Genomic DNA, 10,490 nt, shown 5'->3' with positions numbered 1-10,490 from the left:
GGGCCGAGGGTGGTGGTGCCCGGTTCGGCGCGGTGGCCGAGGCCGGTTCGGTAGGCGTTCAGCGCCGCTTCCGTCCGGCCCTCGCTGCGCAGCAGGTCTCCGAGCAGGCGGCAGATGTCGGCGAGGTCTCCGGCAGCTCCCGTCTGTTCGAGCAGGGAGAGCGCGGTGGCGTAGTGCAGTTCAGCCGCCTCGGCGTCCCCGGCCGTCTCGGCGATCAGTCCGAGAAGCCGGTGGGCGCCGCCGGCGTGCACCGCGCCGCGGCCGGGCTGGAGTCCGGCCAGCAGGCTTTCCAGCAGCTCTGCGGCCTCCGCCGGTTTTCCCCTCCTGCGCAGGACGTCGGCGAGCTCGACCTCCACCTGTGAGACGTACAGTGCCGCCCGCTTGGACACCAGCATCGAGTGCGCGGTGCGCAGTTCCGTCTCCGCCCGCACGAGGTCGTCGTGCTGGGCCCAGACGTAGCCCCGCATCCAGTGGCAGTGAGCGAGTTCGGTGCGGATCTGGAGCTGCTGGTAGAGCTCGGCGGCCCGCGCCAGCGATGCCTGGGCGGCGTCGACACGGCCTTCGGCGAGCAGTGTGCGGGCCACAGCCCGGTGCATCGTGGCGACCAGGGCGGGGTCGGACACCTGTGGGACCAGGGCCAGGGCGAATTCAGCGGCTTGTGCGGCGCGGGCGTGGGCGCCCATGTCCATGTACGGGGCGATCGAGGCCGTGTAGAGCTGGAGCAGCGCGCCCGGGTCGTGCAGCCCCGACATGTTCAGTTCGTCGATCGCGCTTTCCAACAGGTAGCAGGAGTAGCGCAGTTCACCGGCCAGGAAGTGGGCGACCGCCCTGCCCCGGACCGCCCGTGCACGGACGGGGAGCGGCTCGTCGGCCAGTGCGTGTTCGGCCGCCTCGAAACGGGCCAGGGCCTCGGCCAGGTCGCCCGTCTCCAACGCGCACTCCCCGAGCCCTACGAGCGCTGCCGCCCGTTCCTGGGTGAGCCCGTACTCCTCGGCCCGGCCGAGGACCTGCTCATAGGCGGCCCGCGCGTCGGCCGCGTCCTCGACGGCCAGTGTCCGCTGGGCGTCGGCCAGTTCCATCCGCAGGGCGGTGGCGATGTGGGTGGGCCGGCCCGTGGCGAGTTCCTCGTGGGCGACACCGAGCCGTTCGGCGATGTGCCGTAGGGCGGCTTCGGAGGGCCGCACCTTGCCGGCCTCCAGGGTGGACACGTAGGCGGCGGTGTAGGCGGGCTCGGCAAGCTGCCGCTGAGTCAGCTCGCGTTCCTTGCGGAGCCGTCTCACCCGGCGGCCGATCGCGGCCGGTGCCCCCTGCGCCTCTTCCCGTTCCGGGTCCGTCCGGCCGGGAGCCTCGTCGCCGTCCGTCGTCGCCCTGCTGGTTGCGGCCATGGCAGCCCCCTCGTCCCGTGTCCGCCAGTGGTCACCGGTGCGGTGCTCCGACGCGCCGCGTGCGACGTCCCGGCATGTTCCCACGTACTCCGACACCGCCCGAACACTGGCGTGATACACGGATTCATCCGCTTACGGAGAACTCAGTTACCCGAAACCCACAAGACTCCTGTCCTCGCACCCGTTGTGCGCGTCTTCCCCGCAGCCTAAGTTAAACGTCAACTCAAACGCACTCAACAAGGGAATTAACATGGCGCAGGCATGGGAGGACGTCGCCCTCCCGGCCACCGGCCGGTCCTGCGACCAGGGGCTCGCCGGCTCCCCGCCGACTGCCTCGCCGACCTGAGCGGCCGGGCTCTTCCGCGAACACATCGCCGCGAAAGCCGGCCGCGCCAGCGCCACGGATGCCCGGAAGCCCCGGCACCATCACTGCGCTCCCCCGCCGAGACGAACACCACGACGAGGACTGACATGAACACGAAGAGAACTGCCGCTATATCCGTGAGCGTCGCACTCACGGCCCTCATGGGAGCGGTCATCGCCTCGCCCGCGGCTGCCGCGGAACCGAAGCCCTCCCAGGAACCGCGTGTCAGCGTCGAGTACTTCCCCGAGCCCGGCGGCGAAGGACGGCGGACCGATGTCCCGCTCAACACGGATACGGTGAGCGGTCGTTCCGCCGCCCGCAGCGCGACACCCGGCGCCGGGACGACGGACGGGCAGGTGGGAGAACTGTCCGTGACCGGCTCCTCGGCCGACCGGCTCGACGTGGTGATCGTCGGCGACGGCTACACCGCCGACCAGCAGGACGCGTTTCACACCGCGGCGGCCACGAAGTGGGCTGACATCACCAATATCGAGCCCTACTCCAGCTATCAGGGCCTGATGAACGTGTGGACCGTCGACGCGGTGTCCGCCGAATCCGGCATCACCGGCGACCCGACCGCCGACGTCACCAAGGACACCGCGCTCGGCAGCTACTTCTGGTGCTCGGAGACCGAGCGCCTGATCTGCGCCGACATCGACAAGGTGGCCTCCTACGCCGCCAAGGCCCCCGAGGCCGACCTGGTCGTCGTCGTCTCCAACTCCACCAAGTACGGCGGCGCCGGCTACTCGGGGCTGGAGGCGGAGGGCTACCCGTTCGGCGGCGTGTCGACCCTCTCCTCGGACAACGCGCAGTCGAGCATGATCGCCGCCCACGAGATCGCCCACTCGGTTGGCCTCCTGGCGGACGAGTACACGTACGACAGTTACGGCACCTGGACCGGCGGCGAGGTCGCCGACATCAACTCCAGCTCCTTCACCGCGGAGCAACTGGCCGCCAACCGGACCAAGTGGTACCGCTGGCTCGGTGAGACCGACCCGACAGGCGGCACCGTCGGCACGTACGAGGGCAGCAGCTACTACCCCTTCGGGCTCTACCGCCCGACCGCCAACTCCCTCATGCGGGCCCTGGACATCAGCGACTTCAACCTCCCCGGACGTGAGGCCATGATCGCCGGCTTCTACCGCGAGGCCAACGCGCTGAGCAGCAAGGTCGGCACGAGCAGCGCGGTCCTCAGGACCAGCAGCATCAAGGTCTCCCAGGCCGAGCTCACCGGCCTGGCCTCGCCCGAGCTGCGCTGGTACGTCGACGGCAAACGCGTCAAGCGTGCGCAGGGTCTCACCACCGTCGCCCCCGCCGCGCTGGGCGTTGCCGCGGACGGCAGGACCCACACCGTCACGGTCGAGTCCGCCGACCGTACCCGGTCGATCCGCGACCCCAAGGTCCGCGCCGAGGCCACCGAGAGCATGACCTGGACGGTCAAGGCATCCGGCCACAAGGCCCACCAGCACCACTGAGGCCACCTTCCCGGGCCCGACCCCGACCGTCGCCGCCCGAGCCTCCGCCCGGAACAGGCCCTAGTGCCCCACCGGACCGGCTCAGCGGGCGGAGCCGGTCCGGACGGCTGCCGGTCGGCTCAGAGGCGCTCGATGATGGTGACGTTGGCCTGGCCGCCGCCCTCGCACATCGTCTGCAGGCCGTAGCGGCCGCCGGTGCGCTCCAGTTCGTGCAGCAGCGTCGTCATCAGCTTGGTGCCGGTGGCGCCGAGCGGGTGGCCGAGCGCGATGGCGCCGCCGTTGACGTTGACCTTGTCCGGGTCGGCGCCGGTCTCCTTCAGCCACGCCAGGACGACCGGGGCGAACGCCTCGTTGATCTCGACGAGGTCGATGTCGCCGATGGACATCCCGGCCTTCTTCAGCGCGTACGCCGTCGCCGGGATCGGTGCCGAGAGCATCCGGATCGGGTCCTCTCCGCGCACCGAGAGGTGGTGGACGCGGGCGCGGGGGGTGAGGCCGTGCTCGGCGACGGCCCGCTCGGAGGCGATGAGCAGCGCCGAGGCGCCGTCGGAGACCTGGGAGGAGACCCCGGCGGTCAGCCGGCCGCCCTCGACGACCGGCTTGAGGCCGGCCATCTTCTCCAGCGAGGTGTCGCGGCGCGGGCCCTCGTCGACCCGGACGTCTCCGTAGGCGACGGTCTCGCGGTCGAAGCGGCCCTCGTCGATGGCGTGCAGCGCCCGCCGGTGCGAGCGCAGGGCGAACTCCTCCATGTCCTGGCGGCTGATCCCCCATTTCTCGGCGATGAGTTCGGCGCCGTGGAACTGGTTGACGGGCGCGTCGCCGTAGCGGGCGCGCCAGCCGGCGGAGCCCGCGTACGGGCCGTCGGTCAGCCCCAGCGGTTCCGCGGCCTGACGGCCGGCGAAGGCGATGGGGATCATCGACATGTTCTGGGTGCCGCCCGCGACGACCAGGTCCTGGGTGCCGGACAGCACGCCCTGGGCGGCGAAGTGGACGGCCTGCTGGGAGGAGCCACACTGCCGGTCGACGGTGGTGCCGGGCACCTCCTCGGGAAGGCCCGCGGCGAGCCACGCGGTGCGGGCGATGTCCCCGGCCTGCGGACCGACGGTGTCCAGGCAGCCGAAGACGACGTCGTCCACGGCGCCCGGGTCGACTCCGCTGCGCTCGACCAGCGCCTTGAGGACATGGGCCCCGAGGTCGGCGGGGTGGACTGCGGACAGCCCGCCCTTGCGCCGGCCGACCGGGGTGCGTACCGCTTCGACGATGTAGGCCTCGGCCATGACTGCTCCTTGGGTCTGCGGGGTGGCGGTCAGGTCCTCGGGGTGATTCCTTCGAGGACCATGGACAGGTACTGGCGGGCGATCTCCTCCGGGCTGTGGGTACCGCCGGGGCGGTACCAGGAGGCGGCCACCCAGACGGTGTCGCGGACGAAGCGGTAGACGAGCCGGACGTCCAGGTCGCCGCGGAAGGCCTGTTCGGCGACGCCGCGTTCCAGGGTGCGCAGCCAGGCGTCCTCGAACTTCGCCCGGGAGTCGGTGAGGTAGGTGAAGCGCGGCTGGGCGGAGAGGTGCCTGGACTCCTTCTGGTAGATGGCGACCGCGGGTCCGTGCCGGTCGATCTGCCGGAAGGACTGGGTGACCAGCGCCTCGATGGTCGCCCCGGGTCCGAGTCCGGCGGCCAGGACGGTGCCGTAGCCCGCCCACAGCTCGTCCAGGAAGGCCGAGAGGATCTCGTCCAGCATCGACTCCTTGGAGTCGAAGTGGTAGTAGAGGCTGCCCGCGAGCAGCCCCGCCTCGTCCGCGATGCGGCGGACGGTGGTGGCGTTGTAGCCCAGGGCGGCGAACACCTCGGCGGCGGTCGCCAGGAGTTCGGCGCGCCGTTCGGCGTTGGCGTTCCCGGCGATCGCGTTCACGCCCTCTGGCTGCTGACGGAAACGGTCTCCCCGGTCATGTACGAGGAGTAGCCGCTGGCCAGGAAGACGATGACGTTGGCGATCTCCCAGGGCTCGGCGTACCGGCCGAAAGCCTCGCGTTCGGTGAGTTCGGCGAGGAGGTCCGGGGTGGTGACCTTCACCAGGTGCGGGTGCATGGCCAGGCTCGGGGCGACGGCGGCGGTCGAGACGATCGTCGAGAACCGCGGCCTCGGCGCGCGGGGCCGCAACCGGCTGCTGGTCGACGGTGTTCCGCAGCCCGTGGAGCAGGGCCGGGCCGATGAGTTCGGCCGGGCCCGGTGGGCGCATCTCGACGGTGTCGGCGGCTATGTCTTCCCCGAGGGGGCCACGCTGCACGCTCTGCGCGAGGAGCGCACCGGGACCTGGCGGGCCATCGACACGGGGGCCGACACCGGTGGCAGCACCGATCCCGTCACCCGCCGCTACCTCACGCTCCGGCTGGACCACGGGATCTCACCCACCGACGACGGCTACGCCTATGTGCTGCTGCCCGGCGCGTCGGCGGCCGCCACGGCCGTCTGGTCGCACTCCCGGCCGGTCCGGATCGTCGCCAATGACGCCGCCGCGCAGGCCGTGGAGGACCGCCGGGCCGGGCTGACCGCCGTGCACTTCTGGGGCGCCGGGTCCGCCGCCGGGATCACCTCGTCCGGCCCGGCGTCGGTGCTCGTGCGGCGAAGGGGCGCGCAGGTGTCCGTCGCAGTCGCCGACCCGGGCCGGACGCAGACCTCACTGACGGTCGAACTCCCCTTCCGTGTGCGGTCGGTGGCGCATTCCGACGCCACCGTGAGCGTCACGCCCGGCCGCAGGACCGTCGTCACGGTCGAGGCCGGCGGCTCCCGCGGCCACACCCACCGCACCGAACTCGTCCAGTAATCCACCCCCTGAGCATCAATTCCAAGGAGCAGCGCCACCATGTCCGTCGCCCCGCATCTGCAACTGCCGCCGACCGACCGGGTCCTGTCGTCACGTACCGGCTGGACCCGGGCGCACTGGGAGGCGACCGCCGACCGGATGCTGGACGCACTGACGCCGTACGCCACACCCGGTTTCGCGCAGTACCGGCTGCCCGGCCGCGGCAGCTGGTCGGGGGTCGTCTCGGACGGTCTCGAGGGCTTCGCCCGGTCGTTCCTGCTCGCCGCCTGCCGGATCGCGGGCGCGGGCGGGGCGGTCGACCCCTCGCTGACCGAGCGCTATGCGGCCGGTCTCGCGGCCGGCACCGATCCCGGGAGCGGTGAGGCCTGGCCGCGCCTGACGGACTGCTCGCAGCAGATGGTGGAGGCGGCCTCGGTCGCGGTCGCCCTGCACGAGACCCGGCCGTGGATCTGGGACCGGCTGGACGCCGGGGTCCAGGAGCGGGTCGTCGACTGGTTCTCCGGGTTCGTCGGCGGCCGTACCTGGGACAACAACTGGCGGCTCTTCCAGGTGGTGTCCGAGCAGTTCCTCGCCTCCGTGGGGGCCCCGTACAGCCGGTCCGACATCGAGGGCGGACTGGACAGGATCGAGGACTGGTACGTCGGCGACGGCTGGTACACCGACGGGGACGGCCGCAATTTCGACTACTACGTCGGCTGGGCCATGCATCTGTACCCCCTGCTGTGGGCGCGGATCGCCGGGCCTGACGGCGACGGCGGCCGGGCCGCGGTGTACCGGGAGCGGCTGAGCCGGTTCCTGGAGGACTACCAGCACTTCTTCGGGTCCGACGGCGCCCCGGTCCACCAGGGCCGTTCGCTCACGTATCGTTTCGCCGCGCTCGCCCCGGTATGGATGGGCGCGCTCGCCGACTGCACGCCGCTGGCGCCCGGTCTGACCCGCCGGCTCGCCTCGGGCACTCTGCGGCACTTCGCGGAGCGCGGGGTGCCGGACGAGCGGGGGCTGCTGACGCTCGGCTGGCACGACACCTTCCTGCCGTCCACCCAGCCGTACTCGGGTCCGGCCTCCCCGTACTGGGCGAGCAAGGGCTTCCTCGGGCTGCTGCTCCCGGCAGACCACGCGGTGTGGACGGAGCGTGAACTACCGCTGCCCGTCGAGGAGTCCGACACGTACATTGCTCTGCCCGCGCCGGGCTGGCTGCTGCACGGCACCCGGCACGACGGGATCGTCCGGCTGGTCAACCACGGCAGCGACCACAATCCCCCCGCGCCCGCCCCGGCCGACGCCGATCCGGACCTGGGTGCGGGCGAGGACGACCCGCACTACGCGAAGCTCGGGTACTCGACGGCGACCGCGCCGGAGTCCGCGCCGCACGCCCTGGCCCGTACCGTCGACGGCCACCTGGCCCTGGTCGCCCCGGACGGCACCCCGTCGCGGCGCCGCCGGATCCATCCGCTGCGCTGCGAGGACCGTGTCGCCGCGTCCTGGTCGGCGGCGCGGCTGCCGGGTGACGAGCGCGCGTACCGGATCGAGACGACGAGCGTGCTGCACGGCCCGTGGGAGATCCGGGTGCACCGGGTCGAGTCGCCGGAGGGCGCGGTGGTCCGGGAGGGCGGTCACGCGGTCGCCGACCGGACGAGCCCATTCGCCTCGTCGGGGCCGGACTGGGCGCTCGCCCGCACGGCCGAGGGGCTGACCAGCGCGGTGGTCGCGCTGTACGGGTGGGACGGCGGCGCCGACGGGGCCGCGGTGGCCCGCGATGTGGAGTCCAACGCGTACGGACCGCACTCGGCGGTCCCGTATCTGCGCAGCGCACCGCGTCCGGGCGGCCGGAGCGTTCATGTGTCGCTCGTCGTGCTGTCCCGCGACAGTGTCCATCCGGAGGCGCTCCGTACGGCAGTGCGCGTGCGCGTGGACGGCGACGCGGTCGTGCTGACCTTCCTGGACGGGAGCCGGGTCGAGGTCTGACCGGCGCCGGCCGGCTCCGCGCCTCGGCCGGCGGCCCGGGCTCAGATTCCGATGCTGTTGTCCTCCCGGCGGTGGATGTGCGCGATCAGCTCCTGCGCCAGGGACTTGATCGCGTCGAGCCCGGCCCGCCCCCACGGGCGGGGCACGGTGTCCACGGCGCAGACGGCGCCCAGGGCGATCCCCGTGCGGTCGATGAGCGGCGCCCCGAGGTATGAGCGGATGCCTATGTCGTCGACGACCGGGTTCCCGGCGAACCGCGGATAGTCGCAGACGTCCTCCAGGACCAGCGCCCTGCGCCGCACCACGACGTGCGGGCAGTAGCCGTGGTCGAGGGCCATATAGCGGCTGCTGCGGCCGCTGCCCGCCGCCGTGGCTCCCAGGTCGGCGCCCTTGCGGATGCCCGCCGGGGTGTGCAGCCCGGCGTAGAACTGCCGGTTGCCGTCGATGAAGTTGACCATCGAGAAGGGCACGTCGGTCACTTCGGCCACCCGGTCGGCGAAGGCGTCGAAGTTGTCGAACGAGGCGTCGGACCGCTCCCCCAGGCCAAGGCTGCGCAGCCGCTGGGTCCGGACGGGGGCGTCGCTGTCGACGGGGGTCAGCAGCATCCGCCCGATGGCGTGCGGGATCACGTACGGACTCCGAAACTGCCGTGGCCGGAGAGCGGGGCCGGCTCGGCGGTGGCGTTGATGAGGTGCTGGACGAGGGTGACCAGCGCGCCGGTTCCCGAGCTGGCGATCCGGGCGTCGCACAGGACGACCGGTACCGCGGGTGCCAGATCGAGCGCGGCCCGTACCTCCTGGGGGCCGTAGCGGAAGGCGCCGTCGAACTCGTTGACGGCGACGATGAATCCGATGCCGCGCCGCTCGAAGAAGTCGACGGCCGCGAAGCACTCCTCCAGCCTGCGGGTGTCTGCGATGACCACCGCTCCGAGCGCGCCCTGGGAGAGCTCGTCCCACATGAACCAGAAGCGTTCCTGGCCGGGTGTGCCGAACAGATAGAGCACATGCTGCTCGTCCAGCGTGATGCGGCCGAAGTCCATGGCCACCGTGGTCGAGGTCTTGGACTCGATGCCTTCGAGGCTGTCGGTCGCCGCGCTGACCTGGGTCAGCAGCTCCTCCGTACTCAGCGGTGCGATCTCGCTGACCGCGCCGACGAAGGTGGTCTTGCCGACACCGAATCCGCCCGCCACCAGCACCTTGAGCGCGACGGGAAAACCCTCGGGACTGCTGGGTGGTGCTTCCGCGTACCCGAGGGAGCCGGGGGCTTCCGCGTACCCCCCGTTCCCCCGTGCCTCGGCGTGACCAGCGATCCCGGAGCCCTCCGCATAGCCGACGTTTCCGGGGCTCCCGGTCCCCGCGTACGGGGCGGAGCTGCCGAAACCGTCAGAGCTGTCGTCGTAAGCCATCGAGCACTGCCTCCAGCAGGGATCGGTCAGTGGGCATGTCATGGAAGGCGGGCGGGTGCGCCGTGACCGCTCCGCAGTCGACCAGGTCGGAGAGGAGCACCTTGGTGACGACCGCGGGCAGCCGTAGGTGTGCGGCGATCTCGGCCACCGAGGTGGGACCGTCGCACAGTTCCAGCGCCACCGAGTGCTCGGGGCCGAGGTGGACCTGCGGAACGGTTCCGGTGGCCATCACCAGGGAGAGCAGGTCGAGCACGGTGGTGGGACGGGTGCGGCCGCCGCTCACCGTGTACGGGCGGATGAGGCGCCCGGCCGCATCGTCGAGCAACGGCGCGTCCTGGGTGGCCGACACGCTCACAGCCCCGTGGCGCCCGTGACCCCGGCCGCCTGTCTGGTCGGGGTCATCAGATAGGGCCGGACGCTCTTGACCAGCATGGTCATCTCGTAGCCCAGCACAGCGGCATCGGCGCTCCGCCCGGCGAGCACGGCCAGACAGGTGCCGGAACCGGCGGTGGCGACGAAGAGCAACGTGGAGTCGAGTTCCACCACCACCTGGCGGACCTCCCCGTTGTCCCCGAACCGCGCCCCGGCACTGCGGCCGAGGGAGTACAGGCCGGCGGCCAGCGCCGCCATGTGGTCGGCGCTGTCGGCGTCCATGCCATGGAGGGATTTCACCAGCCCGTCGGCGGAGAGCAGGACCGCACTGCGGGTGTACGGCACGCGCTGTACCAGTCCGCTCAGCAGCCAGTCGAGGTCCGAGACCTGACCGGACGGCATATCGGTCGCCATGGTGCATCTACTCCTTGGAGGTGTTCGCTTCGAGTGGGTCTTGATCGCTGTGGTACGAGCCGGCCCGGAGGAGTTCCCCGGGCGCCGTGGCGCCGCGGACCGGAAGCGGGTCCAGTGGTGGCGCGGCGGCTGTCGCCGCTCCGGGAGCGGTCCCGGACCCGGCCCGCGATCCGGACCCCGGTTCGGGCTCCGATTCGGCACGGGCCTCGGCGAGGTCGATGCCGCGCCGGAAGGCTGCCACCAGGCCCGGGTCGTGCAGGGTGGGTTCGTCCTCGGTGCGCGGGACGGG

The 10,490-nt window shown here is 71.9% G+C and carries 10 protein-coding genes and 2 pseudogenes; 3 read left to right on the top strand and 9 right to left on the bottom strand.

Going from position 1 to position 10,490, the window contains the following annotated elements:
• The coding region (locus J1C73_RS07870) for a helix-turn-helix domain-containing protein (protein ID WP_207315708.1) at window positions 1-1,385 on the bottom strand (1,385 nt) is incomplete at its 3' end.
• 501 nt (window positions 1,386-1,886) lie between these two features.
• Between J1C73_RS07870 and J1C73_RS07865 the strand changes: the two genes are divergently transcribed.
• Complete coding sequence (locus tag J1C73_RS07865) at window positions 1,887-3,224, top strand: M64 family metallopeptidase (RefSeq protein WP_307797626.1); 1,338 nt, start codon at window positions 1,887-1,889, stop codon at window positions 3,222-3,224.
• A gap of 119 nt (window positions 3,225-3,343) precedes the next feature.
• On the opposite strand, the gene J1C73_RS07860 is transcribed toward J1C73_RS07865, so the two are convergent.
• From J1C73_RS07860 to J1C73_RS07850, 3 genes and pseudogenes are all read right to left on the bottom strand, one after another.
• Window positions 3,344-4,501: an acetyl-CoA C-acetyltransferase gene (locus J1C73_RS07860; protein ID WP_207315706.1), complete on the bottom strand. Its 1,158-nt coding sequence runs from the start codon at window positions 4,499-4,501 to the stop codon at window positions 3,344-3,346.
• A 29-nt stretch (window positions 4,502-4,530) separates the two neighbouring features.
• Window positions 4,531-5,133, bottom strand: coding sequence for a TetR/AcrR family transcriptional regulator (locus J1C73_RS07855; RefSeq protein ID WP_207315705.1), 603 nt, complete (start codon window positions 5,131-5,133; stop codon window positions 4,531-4,533).
• Window positions 5,130-5,342 (bottom strand): annotated as a pseudogene (locus J1C73_RS07850) (SDR family oxidoreductase); the annotation flags it as partial. The gene J1C73_RS07855 and the pseudogene J1C73_RS07850, both read right to left, overlap by 4 nt.
• Between J1C73_RS07850 and J1C73_RS07845 the strand changes: the two are divergent.
• Both J1C73_RS07845 and J1C73_RS07840 read left to right on the top strand, forming a co-directional pair.
• On the top strand, window positions 5,308-6,045 hold the full coding sequence (locus tag J1C73_RS07845; protein ID WP_207315704.1) for a polysaccharide lyase family 8 super-sandwich domain-containing protein: 738 nt from the start codon (window positions 5,308-5,310) through the stop codon (window positions 6,043-6,045). The pseudogene J1C73_RS07850 and the gene J1C73_RS07845 sit on opposite strands and share 35 nt — an antisense overlap.
• A 39-nt stretch (window positions 6,046-6,084) precedes the next feature.
• The gene (locus J1C73_RS07840) at window positions 6,085-8,010 is read left to right on the top strand and encodes a DUF2264 domain-containing protein (protein ID WP_207315703.1); all 1,926 of its coding nucleotides are present in this window, start codon (window positions 6,085-6,087) and stop codon (window positions 8,008-8,010) included.
• Window positions 8,011-8,051: 41 nt separating this feature from the next.
• On the opposite strand, the gene J1C73_RS07835 is transcribed toward J1C73_RS07840, so the two are convergent.
• The 5 genes and pseudogenes from J1C73_RS07835 to J1C73_RS07815 form a co-directional block, all read right to left on the bottom strand.
• On the bottom strand, window positions 8,052-8,639 hold the full coding sequence (locus J1C73_RS07835; protein WP_207315702.1) for a GAF domain-containing protein: 588 nt from the start codon (window positions 8,637-8,639) through the stop codon (window positions 8,052-8,054).
• The gene (locus J1C73_RS07830) at window positions 8,636-9,415 is read right to left on the bottom strand and encodes a GTP-binding protein (protein ID WP_242643866.1); all 780 of its coding nucleotides are present in this window, start codon (window positions 9,413-9,415) and stop codon (window positions 8,636-8,638) included. The genes J1C73_RS07835 and J1C73_RS07830 overlap by 4 nt, the downstream gene beginning before the upstream one ends.
• Window positions 9,393-9,764 carry a DUF742 domain-containing protein gene (locus tag J1C73_RS07825; RefSeq protein ID WP_185095503.1) on the bottom strand — a complete coding sequence of 124 codons (372 nt, stop codon included), beginning with the start codon at window positions 9,762-9,764 and terminating at the stop codon, window positions 9,393-9,395. The genes J1C73_RS07830 and J1C73_RS07825 overlap by 23 nt, the downstream gene beginning before the upstream one ends.
• A 2-nt stretch (window positions 9,765-9,766) precedes the next feature.
• Complete coding sequence (locus J1C73_RS07820; RefSeq protein WP_207315701.1) at window positions 9,767-10,201, bottom strand: roadblock/LC7 domain-containing protein; 435 nt, start codon at window positions 10,199-10,201, stop codon at window positions 9,767-9,769.
• 7 nt (window positions 10,202-10,208) lie between these two features.
• Window positions 10,209-10,490: pseudogene (locus tag J1C73_RS07815) on the bottom strand (ATP-binding protein); the annotation flags it as partial.

The organism is Streptomyces laculatispora, from assembly GCF_017353455.1.
In the GTDB taxonomy this organism is placed as follows: Bacteria; Actinomycetota; Actinomycetes; order Streptomycetales; family Streptomycetaceae; genus Streptomyces; species Streptomyces laculatispora.
This window is presented reverse-complemented; position numbering and strand designations above follow the sequence as displayed.

What these genes read in the sequence shown, in the direction of transcription:
- J1C73_RS07860 (WP_207315706.1), bottom strand. Translation starts at nt 4,501, where the DNA reads ATGGCCGAGGCCTACATCGTCGAAGCGGTACGCACCCCGGTCGGCCGG.
- J1C73_RS07845 (WP_207315704.1), top strand. Translation starts at nt 5,308, where the DNA reads ATGGCCAGGCTCGGGGCGACGGCGGCGGTCGAGACGATCGTCGAGAAC.
- J1C73_RS07840 (WP_207315703.1), top strand. Translation starts at nt 6,085, where the DNA reads ATGTCCGTCGCCCCGCATCTGCAACTGCCGCCGACCGACCGGGTCCTG.
- J1C73_RS07830 (WP_242643866.1), bottom strand. Translation starts at nt 9,415, where the DNA reads ATGGCTTACGACGACAGCTCTGACGGTTTCGGCAGCTCCGCCCCGTAC.
- J1C73_RS07820 (WP_207315701.1), bottom strand. Translation starts at nt 10,201, where the DNA reads ATGGCGACCGATATGCCGTCCGGTCAGGTCTCGGACCTCGACTGGCTG.